The 18,119-nt window shown below is 64.6% G+C and carries 14 protein-coding genes; 6 read left to right on the top strand and 8 right to left on the bottom strand.

Features of this window, described 5'->3' with window-relative positions; all coding sequences use genetic code 11:
• The first annotated feature begins 28 nt into the window (after nucleotides 1-28).
• The 3 genes from NSE01_RS16645 to NSE01_RS16635 all read left to right on the top strand — a co-directional run bounded on the left by NSE01_RS16645 (nucleotide 29) and on the right by NSE01_RS16635 (nucleotide 7,790).
• Nucleotides 29-1,450, top strand: a complete 1,422-nt coding sequence (locus NSE01_RS16645; protein ID WP_147160775.1) for a hypothetical protein — start codon at nucleotides 29-31, stop codon at nucleotides 1,448-1,450.
• Between the two features lie 248 nt (nucleotides 1,451-1,698).
• Complete coding sequence (gene gltB, locus NSE01_RS16640; protein WP_147160774.1) at nucleotides 1,699-6,339, top strand: glutamate synthase large subunit; 4,641 nt, start codon at nucleotides 1,699-1,701, stop codon at nucleotides 6,337-6,339.
• 17 nt (nucleotides 6,340-6,356) lie between these two features.
• Entirely contained in the window at nucleotides 6,357-7,790 is a 1,434-nt protein-coding gene (locus NSE01_RS16635) for a glutamate synthase subunit beta (RefSeq protein WP_147160773.1), read from the top strand.
• A gap of 251 nt (nucleotides 7,791-8,041) precedes the next feature.
• Here the strand turns inward: NSE01_RS16635 and NSE01_RS16630 are convergent, their stop codons facing one another.
• Together NSE01_RS16630 and rimO are read right to left on the bottom strand one after the other, a co-directional pair.
• Nucleotides 8,042-9,268: an STAS-like domain-containing protein gene (locus NSE01_RS16630; protein ID WP_147160772.1), complete on the bottom strand. Its 1,227-nt coding sequence runs from the start codon at nucleotides 9,266-9,268 to the stop codon at nucleotides 8,042-8,044.
• A 421-nt stretch (nucleotides 9,269-9,689) separates the two neighbouring features.
• Nucleotides 9,690-11,081, bottom strand: a complete 1,392-nt coding sequence (gene rimO / locus NSE01_RS16625; protein ID WP_147160771.1) for a 30S ribosomal protein S12 methylthiotransferase RimO — start codon at nucleotides 11,079-11,081, stop codon at nucleotides 9,690-9,692.
• A gap of 164 nt (nucleotides 11,082-11,245) precedes the next feature.
• On the opposite strand from rimO, the gene NSE01_RS16620 reads away from it, so the two are divergent.
• Nucleotides 11,246-11,608, top strand: coding sequence for a DUF1761 domain-containing protein (locus NSE01_RS16620; RefSeq protein WP_147160770.1), 363 nt, complete (start codon nucleotides 11,246-11,248; stop codon nucleotides 11,606-11,608).
• Here NSE01_RS16620 and NSE01_RS16615 read toward each other — a convergent pair.
• The 6 genes from NSE01_RS16615 to NSE01_RS16590 all read right to left on the bottom strand — a co-directional run bounded on the left by NSE01_RS16615 (nucleotide 11,598) and on the right by NSE01_RS16590 (nucleotide 15,991).
• Nucleotides 11,598-12,146: a murein hydrolase activator EnvC family protein gene (locus NSE01_RS16615; RefSeq protein WP_147160769.1), complete on the bottom strand. Its 549-nt coding sequence runs from the start codon at nucleotides 12,144-12,146 to the stop codon at nucleotides 11,598-11,600. The two genes, NSE01_RS16620 and NSE01_RS16615, sit on opposite strands and share 11 nt — an antisense overlap.
• Nucleotides 12,146-13,426 carry a serine--tRNA ligase gene (gene serS, locus NSE01_RS16610; RefSeq protein WP_147160768.1) on the bottom strand — a complete coding sequence of 427 codons (1,281 nt, stop codon included), beginning with the start codon at nucleotides 13,424-13,426 and terminating at the stop codon, nucleotides 12,146-12,148. The genes NSE01_RS16615 and serS overlap by 1 nt, the downstream gene beginning before the upstream one ends.
• A gap of 49 nt (nucleotides 13,427-13,475) precedes the next feature.
• Nucleotides 13,476-13,655, bottom strand: coding sequence for a YgaP family membrane protein (locus NSE01_RS16605; protein WP_170233878.1), 180 nt, complete (start codon nucleotides 13,653-13,655; stop codon nucleotides 13,476-13,478).
• A gap of 100 nt (nucleotides 13,656-13,755) precedes the next feature.
• Nucleotides 13,756-14,274, bottom strand: a complete 519-nt coding sequence (locus tag NSE01_RS16600) for a nuclear transport factor 2 family protein (RefSeq protein ID WP_170233877.1) — start codon at nucleotides 14,272-14,274, stop codon at nucleotides 13,756-13,758.
• Nucleotides 14,271-14,672 carry a putative quinol monooxygenase gene (locus NSE01_RS16595; RefSeq protein ID WP_147160765.1) on the bottom strand — a complete coding sequence of 134 codons (402 nt, stop codon included), beginning with the start codon at nucleotides 14,670-14,672 and terminating at the stop codon, nucleotides 14,271-14,273. Before NSE01_RS16595 ends, NSE01_RS16600 begins: the two co-directional genes overlap by 4 nt.
• Nucleotides 14,669-15,991 (bottom strand): cytochrome P450, encoded by a 1,323-nt coding sequence (locus tag NSE01_RS16590; RefSeq protein ID WP_170233876.1) that lies wholly within the window; start codon nucleotides 15,989-15,991, stop codon nucleotides 14,669-14,671. Before NSE01_RS16590 ends, NSE01_RS16595 begins: the two co-directional genes overlap by 4 nt.
• Before the next feature lie 131 nt (nucleotides 15,992-16,122).
• Here NSE01_RS16590 and NSE01_RS16585 point away from each other — a divergent pair, with 131 nt between their 5' ends.
• Nucleotides 16,123-16,710, top strand: a complete 588-nt coding sequence (locus tag NSE01_RS16585) for a carboxymuconolactone decarboxylase family protein (protein ID WP_147160764.1) — start codon at nucleotides 16,123-16,125, stop codon at nucleotides 16,708-16,710.
• Complete coding sequence (locus tag NSE01_RS16580) at nucleotides 16,707-17,981, top strand: cytochrome P450 (RefSeq protein ID WP_147160763.1); 1,275 nt, start codon at nucleotides 16,707-16,709, stop codon at nucleotides 17,979-17,981. Before NSE01_RS16585 ends, NSE01_RS16580 begins: the two co-directional genes overlap by 4 nt.
• The last annotated feature ends 138 nt before the right edge of the window (nucleotides 17,982-18,119 follow it).

Below are 18,119 nucleotides of genomic sequence, written 5' to 3'. Positions count from 1 at the left end.
ACTATTCGACCGGGGTCCGACACGCGCCATGAGTACGTTTCGCCAGAAAATTCAGGCCAGTACGAACTGGGTGAAACCCCATCCGGATGATCTGGAGGCGGCGCCGTCCAAGCCGCGCCGCGCGGCTGCAGGTGCCCGCAAACGGCCCAACGCGCCGGTAACCGCGCATCGTCTGTTCCCGGCCCTTGCGGCTGTATGGTTCGCGGCGCTATTCGGCCTTGGCAGCCTTGCCATTCCCGGTGCCTTGCTCGGCGCCATCGTCCTCAAGACCGGGCTTCCGGCGGTTGTCCCTGCCGCCGCGCCGCCGCTTGGTTTTACCGCGCATCTGCTGGTCGCCTTCGCGCTCGCCCTGTTCGGCGCGGCCCTTGGCCTTGCTCTGGCGCTGCGTCTGCGTCCGCGTACTGCCGCCGAAAGTTCACCGGTTGTCGTCCCCGTTGTCGTCCCGACTGTCGTGGTTACCCCGGTCGCTGAACCGGAAGCTGAAGACGCTTTCAAGGTGCGTGCGCGCGATGCCCACCCGGATGCGCCGCCGCGCCGTCCGCTGGTGCTGGCCGAAGCGTTCGCCGATCCGTTCCTCGAAGAACCAGCCGAACCCGCCGCGCCGCTGCTGCGCCGCAAGCGCAATCAGGCGGTGAGCGAGCCGGCTTCCGACAACGGCCCGTGGATTCCCGAATACGTGCCCGGCGGCACCGGCGTGATCCGCCCGCTCGATCTTTCCGCGCTCGATCTCGATGACCCGTTCCAGCAACCCGCCGCCGCACCGATCCTCCCCGCCGTGGAAGAGATGGTCGAGGCTCCGGCCCAACCTGAACCCGCGCCCGCGCCTGAGGTCGAATCCGAGCCCGAGCCCGTCGCCGCAGCCATCCCGGCTGCCCCCGCGCTGATTGCCGCAACGCCGCAATTGCCCGCCGGTTTCGCCGCCTCGCTGCCCGATGCGCCCGATGGCAAGTGGTCGCCGGTTGCCGGTGCGCCGCTCGAAAATCTCGGCCTCGTCCAGTTGATCGAGCGTCTCGCGCTCGCCATCGCCGAGCAGAAGGCTGCCAACGAGGCGGTTATCAAGGCCGATGAAGCTGCCGAAGCAGCGGCCAAGGCGGCTGCCACCTCAGCCGAAGCTGATGCCGTGTCCGGTCCCTTCTCCCGCCCGCAGATCGCCAGCGTCACCGAAGCGCCCGCAGTCGGCTCCTCGCGCGAAGCGATCCTGCGCCGCCTCAGCGCGCTTGTAGCCGGCGACATGTCCGGCAGCATGACGGAAGCCGCCACCGCGCCGCGCACGTTCACGCGCCCCATGCCCGTCCCCGCGCCTCTTGAAGCGGTCGTTCCGCTCCGGCCGGCCGAACCCGCTGTGCCCTCGCTGTCGCTCGCAGCCGCGGCTTCGGCACCGGGGCCCGAAACGGACGAGGCGCTGCGCTCAGCTCTGGCCACGCTCCAGCGGATGACGGCGCGCGCCTGAACGCACCCGCATGACGCTACGGCAAGGCCGCTGCCAATGCCCGGTAGAAGCCGGGCCTGACCATGCATCCGTATTTCCGACCGGATCGTCGCCGGACCCTTCGGGCAATTCGCGCAGCGGCATTGCAAAATAACTTTCCTGCAGTCATGGGGGGATTCCGCGCAACTTTCGTTGTCCTCTGGGCAGCGTGATTCGCGCTGGGCGTATCAACCGACGTCATCAGACTGAGTGCAGGGCGAAAAATTGTGATGGGTTTTCCGCAGGTTCAGGGCCTTTACGATCCGCGTAACGAACACGACGCATGTGGCGTCGGCTTCGTCGCGCATATCAAAGGCATCAAAAGCCACGGAATTATCGAGCAGGCGCTCGAAATCCTGCGCAATCTCGATCATCGCGGCGCGGTGGGTGCAGATCCGCTGCTGGGTGACGGCGCCGGTATCCTGATCCAGATCCCCGATGCGCTGCTGCGCCGCTGGGCCGAGGCTGAGGGCAAGGATCTGCCTGCGCCCGGCGATTATGCCGTCGCGATGTGCTTCCTCCCGCAGGATGAACCCGCGCGCGATTTCGTGACCGCCTTCTTCGAGAAGTTCATCGCCAAGGAAGGCCAGCACCTCGTTGGCTGGCGCGATGTGCCCACCACGCTCGACGGTCTCGGCAAGACGGTGATCGAACAGATGCCGGTCGTGCGCCAGTGCATCATCCGCCGCGGCGAAAACTGCCCCGATCAGGACGCGTTCGAGCGCAAGTTGCTCGCGATCCGCAAGCAGACGCAGAACCCGCTCGCCGCCATGGCCGAAAAGCACGGGCTGCCGGGCGTTACCCAGCTCTACATGCCCAGCTTCTCGTCGCGCACCGTGGTCTACAAGGGCCTGCTGCTCGCCGATCAGGTCGGCTCGTTCTACGATGACCTGCGCGATCCGCTCTGCGTCTCGGCGCTCGGCCTCGTCCACCAGCGCTTCTCGACCAACACTTTCCCCAGCTGGAAGCTCGCGCACCCCTACCGGTTCATCGCCCACAACGGTGAGATCAACACCGTGCGCGGCAACGTCAACTGGATGAACGCGCGCCGCCGCACCATGGAATCGGAGCTGCTCGGCCCCGATCTCGACAAGATGTGGCCGCTCATCCCGCACGGCCAGTCGGATACCGCCAGCCTCGACAATGCGCTCGAACTGCTGCTCGCGGGCGGCTACAGCCTTGCCCACGCGGTGATGATGCTCATTCCGGAAGCCTGGGCCGGCAATCCGCTGATGGATGCCAAGCGCCGCGCGTTCTATGAATACCACGCCGCGCTGATGGAGCCGTGGGACGGCCCCGCCGCCGTCGCCTTCACCGATGGCCGCCAGATCGGCGCCACGCTGGACCGCAACGGGTTGCGCCCCGCACGCTTCTCGATCACGCGCGATGATCTCGTCTGCATGGCATCGGAAAGCGGCGTGCTGCCCTTCCGCGAGGAAGACATCGTGCGCAAGTGGCGCCTCCAACCGGGCCGCATGCTGCTGATCGACCTCGAGCAGGGCCGCATCATCGAAGACGAGGAAATCAAGGCGCAGCTCGCGGGCGAAGAGCCCTATGAGGAGTGGCTGGCTTCCGCGCAGTACAAGCTCAAGGAACTCGCCGAAGTCGAGCCCGAGGAAGCCGCGCTTCCCGAGCCGACCTCCTCGCTTTTGGACCGCCAGCAGGCCTTTGGCTACACGCAGGAAGACATCTCGCGGTTCCTCGAACCGATGGCGATCAATGGCGATGATCCGCTGGGATCGATGGGCACCGATACGCCCATCGCCGTCCTCTCGGATCGTTCGCGCCTGCTCTACGATTACTTCAAGCAGAACTTCGCGCAGGTGACGAACCCGCCGATCGACCCGATCCGCGAGGAGCTCGTGATGAGCCTTGTCTCGATGATCGGTCCGCGCCCGAACCTGCTCGGCCACGATGCCGGCACGCACAAGCGCCTCGAAGTCGATCAGCCGATCCTGACCAACGCCGATATCGCCAAGATCCGCTCGGTCGAAGCCGCGCTCGACGGCGCCTTCCGAACCGAGACGATCGACACGACCTGGGACGCCAGCACGGGCGCTGCGGGCCTCGAAATGGCGATCAAGGAAATGTGCTGGGCGGCGACCGAAGCCGTGCTGGCGGACAAGAACATCCTGATCCTGTCCGACCGTGCGCAGGACGCGAACCGCATTGCCATGCCGGCGCTGCTCGCCACCGCCGCCGTCCACCACCACCTCGTCCGGCAGGGCCTGCGCATGCAGACCGGCCTCGTCGTGGAAACCGGCGAAGCGCGTGAAGTGCACCACTTCTGCGTCCTCGCAGGCTACGGCGCAGAGGCGATCAACCCCTACCTTGCGTTCGAGACGCTGGAATCGATCCGCGTCAACCGCGAGCTGCCGCTTTCGGCCTATGAGGTCGAGAAGAACTACATCAAGGCGGTGGGCAAGGGCATTCTCAAGGTCATGTCCAAGATGGGCATCTCGACCTACCAGTCCTATTGCGGCGCGCAGATCTTCGATGCGGTCGGCCTGTCGTCGGCCTTCATCGACAAGTACTTCACCGGCACCGCCACCACCATCGAAGGCGTCGGCCTGCAGGAAATCGCGGAAGAAACCGTGCGCCGCCACGCGGTCGCCTATGGGGACAGCCCGGTCTACCGCAAGATGCTCGACGTTGGCGGCATGTACCAGCTGCGCCTGCGCGGCGAGGAACATGCGTGGACTGCGGAGAACGTCGCCGCCCTGCAACACGCGGTGCGCGGCAACATCCCGGACAAGTACCGCGAGTTTGCGCAGACCATCAACGATCAGTCGGCCCGCATGCTGACGATCCGCGGCCTGCTTGAATTCAAGCCCGCAAACGCGCCCGTGCCGCTCGATGAAGTCGAATCCGCGAGCGATATCGTCAAGCGCTTCGCCACCGGCGCGATGTCGTTCGGCTCGATCAGCCGCGAGGCGCACACCACACTGGCTGTCGCGATGAACCGCATCGGCGGCAAGTCGAACACGGGTGAGGGCGGCGAGGAGCCGGACCGCTTCGTGCCGCTGCCCAACGGCGATTCCATGCGCTCGGCGATCAAGCAGGTCGCCTCGGGTCGCTTCGGCGTCACCACCGAATACCTCGTCAATGCCGACGACATCCAGATCAAGATGGCCCAGGGCGCCAAGCCCGGCGAAGGCGGCCAGCTGCCGGGTGACAAGGTCGACAAGGTGATCGGCAAGACCCGCCACTCGACCCCGGGTGTCGGCCTGATCTCGCCGCCGCCGCACCACGATATCTACTCGATCGAGGATCTCGCCCAGCTGATCCACGATCTCAAGAACGTGAACACCAAGGCGCGCATTTCGGTCAAGCTCGTCTCCGAAGTCGGCGTCGGCACCGTGGCTGCGGGCGTTTCCAAGGCGCGCGCAGATCATGTCACGATCTCCGGCTACGAAGGCGGCACCGGCGCTTCGCCGCTCACCTCGCTGACCCACGCTGGTTCGCCCTGGGAAATCGGCCTCGCCGAAACCCAGCAGACGCTGCTCCTCAACAACCTGCGCAGCCGCATTGCGGTGCAGGCGGATGGCGGCCTGCGCACCGGGCGCGATGTTGCAGTCGCTGCGCTTCTCGGCGCGGACGAGTTCGGCTTTGCCACCGCTCCGCTCATCGCGGCAGGCTGCATCATGATGCGCAAGTGCCACCTCAACACCTGCCCGGTCGGCGTCGCCACGCAAGACCCGGTGCTGCGCGCGCGCTTCACCGGCCAGCCCGAGCACGTCATCAACTACTTCTTCTTCGTGGCGGAAGAACTGCGCGCGATCATGGCCGAACTCGGCTTCCGCACCGTCGGTGAGATGGTCGGCCGCGTCGATTGCCTCGATACCCGCAGCGCGATCACGCACTGGAAGGCGCGCGGCATCGATCTCTCGCGCCTGCTCCACAAGGTCGAACCCGCGCCGGGCACCACGCTCGGCTGGAGCGGCACGCAGGATCACGGCCTCGATGCAGCGCTCGATAACACGCTGATCGCCGCCGCCGAACCTGCGCTGGAACGCGGCGAAGTCGTCCGCATCGAAAGCAAGGTGCGCAACGTCAACCGCACCGTCGGCGCGATGCTCTCGGGCGAAGTCGCCAAGCGCCATGGCCACCGCGGCCTGCCTTCGGGCACGATCCACGTCACGCTCACCGGCGTCGCGGGCCAGTCGTTCGGCGCGTTCCTCGCTCACGGCGTCACGCTCGATCTGACGGGCGATGGCAACGACTACGTCGGCAAGGGCCTCTCCGGCGGCCGCGTCATCGTCCGCCCGCCGGCCCATGTCGAACGCGCTGCCGAGGAAAACATCATCGTCGGCAACACCGTGCTCTACGGCGCCATCGCGGGCGAAGCCTACTTCAACGGCGTCGCGGGCGAACGCTTCGCGGTGCGCAATTCGGGCGCCGTCGCGGTGGTCGAAGGCACCGGCGATCACGGCTGCGAATACATGACCGGCGGCGTCGTCGTCGTGCTCGGCAAGACCGGGCGCAACTTCGCCGCGGGCATGTCGGGCGGCGTAGCCTACGTCTACGATCCCGAAGGCCGCTTCCCCGCCCTCTGCAACGCCGCGATGGTCGATATCCTCCCCGTCTCGGCCGAGCGTGACGAGGAAGACGGCACCGGAAGGCCGCAGCAGCGCGGCGTGGACGTGACGGACTTCGGCATGGGCGACATGCTGCGCCACGATGCTGAACGCCTGCGCATCCTCGTCGAGCGCCACCACCTCCACACCGGCAGCAAGCACGCCCGCGCGCTTCTCGACAATTGGGCCGAGGCGCTCCCCCGCTTCGTCAAGGTCATGCCGCGCGATTACGCCCGCGCCCTGCGTCAGCTCGAAGCCGAGCGCACCGCAGCCGCCAGCGTCGCCGCAGAATAATTCAGGGTAGCAAGAACATGGGCAAGGCAACCGGTTTCCTCGAAATCGATCGCAAGGATCGCAGCTACGACGCACCGCAGGAGCGTCTGAAGCACTACCGCGAGTTCGTGATCCCGCATGATGACACCACGCTGAAGGGCCAGGCGGCGCGCTGCATGAACTGCGGCATTCCGTACTGTCACAACGGCTGCCCGGTGAACAACCAGATCCCGGACTGGAACCACCTCGTCTACGAGAACGACTGGCGCACCGCGCTCGACAATCTCCACTCGACGAACAACTTCCCGGAATTCACCGGCCGCATCTGCCCCGCCCCGTGCGAGGCGGCGTGCACGCTCAACCTCGTCGACCAGCCCGTCACCATCAAGTCGATCGAATGCGCGATCGTCGACAAGGGCTGGAAGGAAGGCTGGATCGAACCGCAGGCCCCCGCGCAGAAGACGGGCAAGTCCGTCGCCGTCGTCGGCTCCGGCCCCGCCGGCCTCGCCTGCGCGCAGCAGCTCGCCCGCGCCGGCCACTCGGTCACCGTGTTCGAGAAGTCGGACCGCGTCGGAGGCCTACTCCGCTACGGCATCCCCGATTTCAAGCTCGAGAAGCACCTCATCAACCGCCGCCTCGTCCAGATGATGGCCGAAGGCGTCGAGTTCCGCACTTCGGTCGAAGTCGGCGTCACCGTCTCGGTCGCCAGCTTGCTTGAAAACTTCGACAAGGTCGTCCTCGCCGGCGGCGCGGAAGATCCGCGCCCCATCGGCATCCCCGGCTTCGAACTCCCCGGCGTGCGCTACGCCATGGAATTCCTCACCCAGCAGAACAAGCGCGTCGCCGGAGACGATGAAATCCGCGCCGCCCCGCGCGGCTCGCTCCTCGCCACCGGCAAGCACGTCGTCGTCATCGGCGGCGGCGATACCGGGTCAGACTGCGTCGGCACCTCCAACCGCCAGGGCGCCCTCTCGGTCACCCAGCTCGAAATCATGCCGCGCCCGCCCGAAAAGGAAGACAAGGCGCTGACCTGGCCCAACTGGCCGCTCAAGCTGCGCACCTCGTCCAGCCACGAAGAAGGCGTCGAGCGCGAATTCGCCGTGCTCACCAAGCGCGTCCTCGGCGAAAACGACGTCACCGGCCTCGAATGCGTCCGCGTCGAATGGAAGAACGGTAAGATGGAGGAAGTGCCCGATAGCACCTTCGTCATCCCCGCAGACCTGATCTTCCTCGCCATGGGCTTCGTCGGCCCGCGCAAGGCCGGCCTCCTCGAACAGGCCGGCGTCGAACTCGACGCGCGCGGCAACGTCAAGGCCAACACCACCGACTACCACACCAGCCACGAACGCATCTTCAGCTGCGGCGACATGCGCCGCGGCCAGAGCCTCGTCGTCTGGGCCATCCGCGAAGGCCGCCAATGCGCCCGCGCCGTGGACGAAGCCCTGATGGGCGTGACAGAACTCCCGCGCTAGTTCCTCTCCGGAACGGGGAGGGGGACCACCGAAGGTGGTGGAGGGGCACCCACGAACCCACCCCACCCGATCCTCTCCATTTTTCCCGCAGGGACAAATGGGGAGGTGGCAGCCCGAAGGGCTGACGGAGGGGTAAATCCTTCCCTGCAAGGGGAGGGGGACCACCCGCAGGGTGGTGGAGGGGTAGCAGCACAAGACTGCCTCCTGCGGGCAAGGGCCATCGCCCTTGCATCCCTCGGACTTACTATGATTTAAATCGAAACCCGCATCCTTTGAGAAATCGCTCTATCAATTAGGGCTCTGATTGTAGGATCAACATTCTTAAAGTGGCAAAGTTGAGTGAAGCGTATAGGTCCTAGTTTTACAAATAAGCGCCCAAAAACTTCATCCGCAAAGCTACTGGTGATCAATGGAATATCCTTGAAGTCAAATTCAATTGGTGTTGAGCCTTTGTTCATCAGGTTTTCAATTTTTGTAAATGCAATTTTTCCTGCGTCGCGACTTCCAAATGCGGCTATCTCTGACCTTACGACAAATTCAATACGGTCTTTGTCATTCTCATAATGGCGCTCGATATAGTCGAATCCGGGCTCGTGTTGTTTTCCACCAAAAACTAGCGCTCGTTCTAATAGATGGTCAAATTCGTAACCGATTGCGGCTCTGACAAATGTTCCAGCAAATGGGATAGTGTTTCTTGACGCATGAAGATGTCCAGGTGTGTGGCGCAATGATGTTAAACCAGAAATTACGGTAAACTCGCCGCCACTTACCTCGCAACATTTAAACGTACCATACAGGCCATTTCCTTGGTTGGTTTGTTTATTGCGAGTGACTCCCTCTTCAATCGCGGCACGTATTGCAGAAATATCATCTTTAATGTCGGGTCTTCCTGAGCGAAGGCTTCTCGGAATAGTAATTCCTGCATCGCATACAAAAAACTCGACCCTTCCTCGTTTTGGAAATGTGACTACCTGCATAACTCCGCCGATTTGAGATTGTGCGTGATTTAGGACATTGTCAGTTATTTCGTTAAGAGCCCACTCAAGCGCTTTAATTCGTTTTCTGTCAATTCCTGGAACTGTACCTAAAATTAGGGACAGACTGTCGTCTACAGCCTGAAAATGCTCCTGTGCGGTCAGGAATTGCCGAGCCGCCATATGCTTTGGATTTCGATCGTCCTTGCATTCAAATTTTTCCGGCGAAACTATATGTGCCCAATTTGTATTGACAAATAGACCAGCCATCTTCCGGTCATCAGGAAGCAATATCTCAAAATCGACTTTTTCAGAGCGATATGACCGGCATATTGTGACAAGCGCAATCATGTACGCGGGCCAAAGCCGCTGTGCTTGTCTAAAGTCTAGGACAATATCTTGATAGCCTGACCGATGGATGAGGTTATGCAGCGCTGCCAGTGCAGGCAGAGGGTCGCCGCCTACATCTCCATCAAAGAAGAGATGATTTCCATCCGAACGCATTGCGAAAATAGATATCGCAACAGTTTAGAATCAGAAAGCGGTGATTGAGTTATTATGCGGTTGCAAAGTGGCCTCGTCGGTCCAAACTCAGTGATGCAAGGGCAATGGCCCTTGCCCGCCGGAGGCATCCTTCCTCAGCAACCGCCCAAACCCCTCCGCCACCGGCTCCGCCCATGCCACCTCCCCATTCGTGCTGCGCAAGAATGGAGAGGGCGAAGACCACAATAAATAACAGACGCGTCTGTTATTTATAAAGCGCTGTCCTACAGGCCGTCACCTGCGGCATGGTCCGGTGATGGTCCTCAGCCAGCCCCGCATTTCTGCTGCTTCCCATACCCCTCGGCGTGGTGAAAAAACGGCACCATTCGGGCCCCTGACATTTCCGCTCAGGACTGTGTCAACCGTGTCAACTTGCCCCGCTTCAGGACTCTGCCTGAATTACCCCGTAGAGATCATGCGCGTCCGCGTCCTCGACCAGCACATCCACGAAGTCGCCGGCCTTCAGATCGGCAGGCACGTTGCGCAGGTAGACGGCGCCGTCGATTTCCGGGGCGTCGGCCTGGCTGCGGGCGGTCGCGCCCACGTCGCCGTCCTCGTCGGGTTCGCCCACTTCGTCGATGATCACCGGGATCGTGCGGCCCACCTTGGCGGCGAGCTTGGCGGCGCTGATGGCCTCGGTCTTGGCCATGATGCGGGCGTAGCGCTCTTCCTTGACCTCTTCCGGCACAGGATCGGGCAGGTCGTTGGCGGCGGCGCCCGCCACGGGTTCGAAGCGGAACGCGCCGACGCGGTCGAGCTGGGCTTCGTCGAGCCAGTCGAGGAGATACTGGAAGTCCGCCTCGGTCTCGCCGGGGAAGCCGACGACGAAGCTGGAGCGGACGGCGATGTCCGGGCAGATCGCGCGCCAGGCTTTCAGGCGTTCGAGCACCTTGGCCTCGTTGGCGGGGCGCTTCATGGCGCGCAGCACATTGGGGCTGGCGTGCTGGAACGGGATGTCGAGGTAGGGCGTGAGCAGCCCTTCGGCCATCAGCGGGATCACGGCATCGACGTGGGGATAGGGGTAGACGTAGTGGAGGCGCACCCACGGCGTATGCCCGTCCGGCGTGCGCAGCTGGCCAAGCTCGCGGGCAAGGTCGGTCATGTGGGTGCGGACCTCGCGGCCCTTCCACTGCCGCGTTTCGTGGCGCACATCGACACCGTAGGCCGAGGTGTCCTGACTGATCACCAGCAGTTCGCGGGTACCGGCGGCGACCAGCTTTTCGGCTTCGCGCAGCACGGCATCGATGCGGCGGCTGGCGAGTTTGCCGCGCAGACTCGGGATGATGCAGAAGGCGCAGGCGTGGTTGCAGCCTTCGGAAATCTTGAGGTAGCTGTAGTGCCGCGGCGTCAGCTTCACGTCGCCCGGATCGGCCTGCGGGATCAGGTCGACATAGGGGCTGATCGAGGGCGGCGCGGCTTCGTGGACGGCCTCGACCACCGCTTCGTACTGATGCGCGCCCGTCACGGCGAGGACGCTGGGGAACTTGGCGCGGATCGCGTCCGCTTCGTTGCCCATGCACCCGGTCACGATCACGCGGCCGTTCTCGGCGATGGCTTCGCCGATCGCGGCGAGGCTTTCTTCCTTGGCGCTATCAAGGAACCCGCAGGTGTTGACGAGCACGACGTCGGCGCCAGCATAGTCCGCGCTCATGGCATAGCCATCGGCGCGCAGGCGAGTGAGGATGCGTTCGCTGTCAACGAGCGCCTTGGGGCAGCCGAGGCTGACCATGCCGACTTTGGGGGCGTCCGGAAGGGTGATGGGTGTGGTGGCCATGGCGGGGGCGCTTACACGCAATTGGCCGGGCCGTCACGGGTCCGCGCACTTTCCCCATTTCCCGCTCACCCTGAGCTTGTCGATGGGTGTATGGCACGGCGGCTGCGCATGATGCTTCGACAGGCCCAGCATGAGCGGTTCAGGGAGTCTGCGAGGAGAATGGCATGGGGCCGGTGAACTGGTTTGCAGTGGCGGCGGCGGCACTGGCGGCGCTTGCGTTTGGCGCTGGTGCGCAGGGTCCGGCGGCGCGGCGGCCCGGGCAGGTGTTGCTGGCAGGCGCGCTCTTGCTGCTGACGGCTGCGATGATGGGCCACATGTTCGCGCGGGTCGGCGCGGCAACTTTGGCCGTAAAGCCGTGGCTCTATTTCATGATGTCGGGCGGGCTGGCGCTGGCGTTCGTGGCGCCGGCGCTGGCAATCGGCGAGGCGCGGGCCGGGGCTTCGGCGGGTAAGGTGCTGCGCGGTGCGGCGTTCTGGATTGCCAGCTACCTGCTGATGGGCGTGGTGTTCTGGCTCTTCAAAGCCTGATCGGCAAGTACAGCGCCGGGTTGCGCGGGGCGGTGCCTTTGCGCAGCTCGAAATGGAGGCCGGGGCGTTTGGCTTCGCCGCTCTTGCCGATACGCGCGACGACCTGCCGCGCCTTCACCGTCTGCCCTTCCTTGACGAGGACCTTGCCGAGGTAGGCGTAGGCGGTGACCCAGCTGTTGCCGTGGTCGATCACGATAAGCTGGCCGAAGCGTTCGGGTTCCTTGCCGGCGAAGACCACCTTGCCGGCGGCGGCGGCGTGGACGGTCATCCCGGCGAAGGCGGCAAGGTCGATGCCGTTGTTGGGGAGGCCCTTCACCGGCGCACCGAACCGCGCGATGACGGCGCCCGAGGTGGGCCATGCCAGCCGGGGAGCGCCGGCTTCGCGCTTTGCCGGGGGTTTCGCGGGAAGCTTGGCCGGAGCCTTTGTTACCGGCACTGCCGCCCGGTGCTTGGGCGGGAGCAGGTTCTCCGGCTGCGCGTGCGCCGCCAGCCCTGCCGACACGAGCAGCGCCGCGAAAGCCAGCCCGAGCCCCCGCATCAGCCGAGCGGGGTCAGGTGGGTGAGGCCGCCCATATATGGCTTGAGCACTTCGGGCACGTCCACCGTGCCATCGCCCTGCTGGTAGTTTTCCAGCACCGCGACGAGGGTGCGGCCTACGGCGAGGCCCGAGCCGTTGAGCGTGTGGACGAATTCCGTGCCCTTCGCGCCTTCGGGGCGATAGCGCGCGTTCATGCGGCGGGCCTGGAAGTCCCCGCAGTTGGAGCAGGAGCTGATCTCGCGGAAGGCGTTCTGGCCGGGCAGCCAGACTTCGAGATCGTAGGTCTTGCGCGCGGTGAAGCCCATGTCGCCCGAGCAGAGCAGCATCTTGCGATAGGGCAGGCCGAGCGCCTGAAGGATCGATTCCGCCGCCGTGGTCATGCGCTCGTGCTCGGCGTCCGAATCCTCGGGCCGGGTGATCGAGACGAGCTCGACCTTTTCGAACTGGTGCTGGCGGATGAACCCGCGCGTATCGCGCCCCGCCGCGCCCGCCTCGGAGCGGAAGCAGGGGGTGAGTGCGGTCATGCGCAGGGGAAGTGCAGCGTCTGGCAGGATCTGGCCGAGGACCGAATTGGTGAGGCTCACTTCGGCGGTGGGGATCAGCCAGCGGCCATCGGTCGTCTTGAACAGATCCTCGGCGAACTTGGGCAGCTGGCCGGTGCCGAAGGCGGCTTCGTCCTTCACCATCAGCGGCGGCATGCATTCGGTATAGCCGTTCTCGCCGGTCTGCTTGTCGAGCATGAACTGGGCAAGCGCGCGGTGGAGGCGGGCCATCTGGCCGCGCAGGAACGTGAAACGCGCGCCGGCGATGAGCGCGCCGGTCTCGAAATCGAGGCCGAGCGGGGGGCCGAGATCGGCGTGTTCCTTGGGCTGGAAATCGAAGCTGCGCGGGGTGCCCCAGCGGCTGACTTCGGCATTGCCAGCTTCGTCTTCACCCTCGGGCACGTCGTCTGCGGGCAGGTTGGGATGCGCCGCAAGCACGGCGTTGAGCTCTGCAGTGAGGCGCCGCTCGTCTTCCTCGAGCGCGGGGAGCGTGTTCTTGAGTTCGGCGACTTCGGCCTTGAGCGCTTCGGCGGCGTCCTTGTCGCCCTTGCCCATGGCAGCGCCGATAGCCTTGGAGGCCTCGTTGCGGCGGGCTTGCGCTTCCTGCATCCGTGTGGCGACATCGCGCCGCGCGGCATCTAGCGCGAGGATCGCCGCCGATTGCGGGGCGACGCCGCGGCGGGCGAGGGCGGTGTCGAACCCGGCGGGGTTCTCGCGGATCAGGCGGATGTCATGCATAGCCCCGGCGCTATGCCGTCTGGCGCGCGCCGGAGCAAGTGCGCGGCGATCAGGTGTGCAGGCCAAGCACGCTGTAGAGCGGGCAGGTACCGGCGAAGGCGGTCACGATCGGCACGATGGCGATCAGCGCGAGCGCGGGATGGCCGACGATCAGGCTGAACACGATCAGAATGGCGGCGATGGCAAGGCGGATGACGCGGTCGGCATCGCCGATGTTGTTCTTGAACATGATTGGACCCCTCCAGGTGCGATTAACGAGAGGGGTTATGCGCTGGGCCGCGCGGGCGGACATTGATGCGGATCAAGTGCGGTGCGGGTCGGTCCGGGGCTTAAAGAGGGCGATACTTAGCGTGTCCGCCTTGCAGGATTTCGAGGATCGGCAGCGGGAAGGCTGCGTCGGGATCGAACACCGGCTGGTTGGGGATCGGGTGCGACCAGTCCAGTACGTAGTCACGGCGGGATATGCGCCATTCGCCGCCGCGCTTCTCGAAGCCATCGAGATAGCGACCGCCGTACATCGTACCGGCATAGCTACCGTCATCTCCTTGGCGCGCGCCTGCAGTAAGGCCGTAGGTTTCGACTTCGGCGTGAGAGGCATTGACAAGGCGGATGGCGGGTGGACCGCTGAGGTGCCAGCGGCGGGCGCTGCGGCGCTCGATGGCCATGACGACGGGCACGAAATCGGCTGCCGAGCCCTTGAAGAAGCCGTAGTCGATGGCAGCGTCGGACCAGAAGCAGCTCGCCTGCCCTTCCTCGTCGAGCCAGTCTAGCGTGCGCGAATAGCGAGCGAGGACGTCGGTGATGGCGTCCTTAGCCAGCAGGTCTTCGAGGCTTGTGGCAGCGCTCATGCGCGGCCGGTCCACCATGCGGGGATGGTGAGCGGGAAGCGCTCCTGCGCGCTCCTGAGATCGGCGTCGGCATCGGCGGGGAGCGGGGTATCGACCGTGGGGGGAAGTCCGCCGCCGGCGCCCTTCACCGGATCGACGTATTCAAGGCGGATGTCTTCGAGCACGGCGGCGAAATCGTGGCCTTCGTGGTGCGGCGACATCTGGTGGCGGTAGAAGGCCTCTTTGTCATCGAACGAGAGCAGGCAATAGTAGAGGTTCGGCGCTTCGCCCTTCCAGTATTCGTAACGCTTCACGCCGGTTTCGGTGCTCCAGGTCTGGTGGATCATGTCTGCCATGATCTCCTCCCATTGCGCCTCGGTGCCGGGCTTGATGCGGATATGCGCGAGAAGCGTGGTCATGCGGTGGTCTCCGGTTCGAAGGTGCAATGGAGCGCGAGCGTGCCGAGCATGATGCCCGGCTGGTGGAGGAAGGTGTTGCCGGGGGCGTAGTCGAGGCTGGCGAGCCGGTCGCAAAGGCGGTTCCACGCGATGGTCTGTTCGAGCCGCGAGAGGCCCGAGCCGGGGCAGACGCGCGGGCCAGCCGAAAAGGCGAGGTGGCGGGTGACGGCCGATCGATCGAGCTTGAGGTCGAGCGGGTCGTCGAACTCGTCCGGGTCGATATTGGCGGCGCCCCAGCGCAAATGCAGCGTGGAGCCGGCGGGGACGTGGACGCCATGGAAGATCTCGTCCTGCGAGGTGATGCGGGTGGAGAGGCCCTGCGTGGGTGAACGCAGGCGCATGCCTTCCTCGGTGAACGGGCGGATCAGCGCGCGGTCGGCCTTCAGCTTGGCGAAGAGGCCGGTGCGCTCGATGAGGAGTTGGGCCTGCTCGACAAGCGCGTACTGCGTCGTCTCCAGTCCGCCGATGACCATGGCGTAGACGATGCCGTCGATCTCGTCGTCGGTCAGCTTGCGGTCCAGCGCCTCGTAATGGACTTGGGTGAGGAAGGAGATCATGTCCTCACCCGGATTGGCGCGGCGGGCGCGGACGTGGGTCCGCACATAGTCCGAGAAGCCTGCGAGCAGGCGGAACTTCTCGGCGCTTTGCTCGGGCGTGAGCACATTGTTGTGCCCGCAGCCGTGGACGTAGGACATGACCTGCGCGTTGCCCCAGATCTCAAGGTCCTTCACATCCTCGAGCGGGAAGCCGAGCACATCGGCCATCGTGCGCTGGGGCAGGGGGCGGGCGAAATCGGCGACGAAATCGAAGGTCTCGCCCGCGATCCACCTGTCGATCAGGGCATCGACATGGCCGGTAATCATCGCCTCGTGGCGCTTGGCGCCGGGGCCGACCCATGGATCGGTAAGCTGCTGGCGGTGGGCGCGCCACAGTTCGGGATTGGGGCGCAAGGTGGCGATCGATTTCACCATCGCGTCGATATCGGGCATCGCGCGGACCGAGGCGGGATCGGCCTTGCGCGCCTCCAGCAGAAGCGAGAGCGTGGGCGGATAGCGGTCCCAATCGCGCACGACGCGGGCGATGTCCTCGTACTTGGAGAGGATGAAGGCGTCGCGCTCTGGTGTCAGGCCCTCGCCGGGTAGGCGCAGCACCGGGGCTTCGGCGTGGAGGATCGCGTAGGCTTCGTACCAGTGTTCGGCGGCGCCGGGTGCGAACAGATCGACGTCGGCCAGAGCATGCGGGCACGCCATCGGGCTCAGCTCGTGATTGACGTGCTGCATTGTCCCTCTCCCCCGGCTCTATTCAAATCGCCAGTTGTTGTGGGGCCGATGGTGCATGACCAATGCGGAGGCTGCCATGCTCACTTTTGCCAAGACCATAATCTGGCAGCGCATGACGGGAGAGAGACACCATGACCCGCGTCGCCAAGATTGCGCCCGAGGACTGGGACCCGCGCCTGCGCGCGGCGCTGAAGCCGGAAGACCGCACCGAGATCGAGCAGGGGATGATCCGCTTCCTCGCGCATTGCCCCGATCATGTGCTGGGGATGATGCAGTTCGCCGGCGCGCTGAAGGTGCATCGGCAGCTGCCTGAAAAGCTGGTGGAGCTGGTCCGGCTGCGCATCGCGTTCTTCAACCAGTGCCGCAGCTGCATGGCGATCCGCTATACCGACGCGATGGAGGACGGCGTGACCGAAGACCTCGTCTGTTCGCTGGAGAGGCCGCAGGAAGCCGAGAACCTGACGCCTGCCGAGAAGGCGGCGATCAAGTTTGGCGAAGCGTTTGCGACCGACCACCTGCGCATCGACGAGAAAATGTATGCGGGTCTGCGCGAGCATTTCAGCGAGTCCGAGATTGTCGAACTGGGCATGACCTGCGCGTTCTTCGTCGGCTTCGGGCGGCTGGCGGCGACCTTGCACATGGTCGAGGAACTGCCTGACGCCTTCAAGCGCGAGGGCGTTGTTGCGCCGTGGGGTGAAGAACGGGTGGTGGTGCGATGAGCGACGGGGCAGACGATCTTGGAATCAACCTGTTCGATCCGGCGGTCCAGCAGTGCCCCTATGACGCCTACCGCACGCTGCGGGATCAGGCGCCGGCCTACCGCCAGCCGGGTACGAACATCTATGTCGTGACGCGCTACGATGACGTGCGGCGCGTGCTGCTCGATTCCGAGACCTTCCCGAGCAGCCCGCGCTCGATCGGGTTGCAGACGCTTTCCGCCAACGTCGAGCGGCAGCGCAAGGTGGTGGAGCGCTTCAAGGAACGCGGCTGGCTGCCCGAACCGACGCTGAGCGGGCGCGACGATCCGAACCACAAGCAGATGCGCGCCATGTTCAACGAGGCGTTCAAGCCGAGCCGGATCAAGGAAATCGATCCGCTGGTGGAGAACCTGGCTTACGAGCTGATCGACGGCTTTGTGGCGGATGGGCGCTGCGAATGGGTCAGCCAGTTCTGCGTGCCGCTGCCGCTCTACATCATCGGCGAGCAGATGGGCGCCAAGCGCGAGGACATGTGGAAGATCAAGCGCTGGACCGACGCCTTCTTCAAGCGCATCTCGATGATGCTGCCCGAGGAAGACGAGATCGAGATGGTCGACCGCGAGATCGAGGCGCAGCACTATTTCCAGCCGATCTTCGAGCGACTGCGGGCCAATCCTGATGATTCCCTCATCAGCGTGCTGGTGAACACCGTGATCGAGGGCTGGGGTCGGCCGCTCAATGATAACGAACTTCACGCCGAGATGATGGCGGACACCTTCGTCGGCGGCAGCGAGACGACGACCAATGCGCTGGCGGCGGGGATGAAGCTGCTGATCGAGAACAAGGACGTCTGGCACAAGCTGAAGTCCGATCCCGAGCGCTACATGAAGACCTTCGTGGAGGAAGTGGTGCGGCTGGAATCCCCGGTGCAGAGCCTGATGCGCTTCTGCGCCAAGGATACCGAGATTGATGGTGCGGTGATCCCCAAGGGCGCGCTGGTGAATGTGCGCTTTGCTGCTGCCAACCGCGACGAGCGGGCGTTCGAATGCCCGGAGAAGCTGGATCTCGATCGGCCCAAGGCGGGGTCGCACATGGGCTTCGGTTCGGGCACGCACCACTGCCTCGGCGCGCCGCTAGCCCGGCGCGAACTGACCTGGGGTTTTCAGGCGGTGGTCGATCGGTTCGAGGATATGCACTTCGCGGACGGGGCGAACGACTTTTCCGTCCATCCGCACTTCTTGCTGCGCAGCCTGAAGGCGCTGCATATCGAATTTGAGGCGAAGCGGGGGTAGCCCCCTTTCATCGTCTAAGCTTCGTCATTGCGAGGAGCGTAGCGACGAAGCAATCCAGAGCGCTTGTGCGGGACGCTCTGGATTGCTTCGCTTCGCTCGCAATGACGAGGGGTGTGTAATGTGGGCGCGTCGGTGCTC

Origin of the sequence: Novosphingobium sediminis (assembly GCF_007991615.1) — a bacterium.
Lineage (GTDB): Bacteria > Pseudomonadota > Alphaproteobacteria > Sphingomonadales > Sphingomonadaceae > Novosphingobium > Novosphingobium sediminis.
Note: the sequence above shows the minus strand (reverse complement) of the source record. Positions and strands in the feature narration are given on the sequence as shown.

Bases quoted from the DNA above. Each gene is read 5' to 3' on its own strand.
- NSE01_RS16645 (WP_147160775.1), top strand. From the start codon at position 29: ATGAGTACGTTTCGCCAGAAAATTCAGGCCAGTACGAACTGGGTGAAA.
- gltB (WP_147160774.1), top strand. From the start codon at position 1,699: ATGGGTTTTCCGCAGGTTCAGGGCCTTTACGATCCGCGTAACGAACAC.
- NSE01_RS16635 (WP_147160773.1), top strand. From the start codon at position 6,357: ATGGGCAAGGCAACCGGTTTCCTCGAAATCGATCGCAAGGATCGCAGC.
- NSE01_RS16630 (WP_147160772.1), bottom strand. From the start codon at position 9,268: ATGCGTTCGGATGGAAATCATCTCTTCTTTGATGGAGATGTAGGCGGC.
- rimO (WP_147160771.1), bottom strand. From the start codon at position 11,081: ATGGCCACCACACCCATCACCCTTCCGGACGCCCCCAAAGTCGGCATG.
- NSE01_RS16620 (WP_147160770.1), top strand. From the start codon at position 11,246: ATGGGGCCGGTGAACTGGTTTGCAGTGGCGGCGGCGGCACTGGCGGCG.
- NSE01_RS16615 (WP_147160769.1), bottom strand. From the start codon at position 12,146: ATGCGGGGGCTCGGGCTGGCTTTCGCGGCGCTGCTCGTGTCGGCAGGG.
- serS (WP_147160768.1), bottom strand. From the start codon at position 13,426: ATGCATGACATCCGCCTGATCCGCGAGAACCCCGCCGGGTTCGACACC.
- NSE01_RS16605 (WP_170233878.1), bottom strand. From the start codon at position 13,655: ATGTTCAAGAACAACATCGGCGATGCCGACCGCGTCATCCGCCTTGCC.
- NSE01_RS16600 (WP_170233877.1), bottom strand. From the start codon at position 14,274: ATGAGCGCTGCCACAAGCCTCGAAGACCTGCTGGCTAAGGACGCCATC.
- NSE01_RS16595 (WP_147160765.1), bottom strand. From the start codon at position 14,672: ATGACCACGCTTCTCGCGCATATCCGCATCAAGCCCGGCACCGAGGCG.
- NSE01_RS16590 (WP_170233876.1), bottom strand. From the start codon at position 15,991: ATGCAGCACGTCAATCACGAGCTGAGCCCGATGGCGTGCCCGCATGCT.
- NSE01_RS16585 (WP_147160764.1), top strand. From the start codon at position 16,123: ATGACCCGCGTCGCCAAGATTGCGCCCGAGGACTGGGACCCGCGCCTG.
- NSE01_RS16580 (WP_147160763.1), top strand. From the start codon at position 16,707: ATGAGCGACGGGGCAGACGATCTTGGAATCAACCTGTTCGATCCGGCG.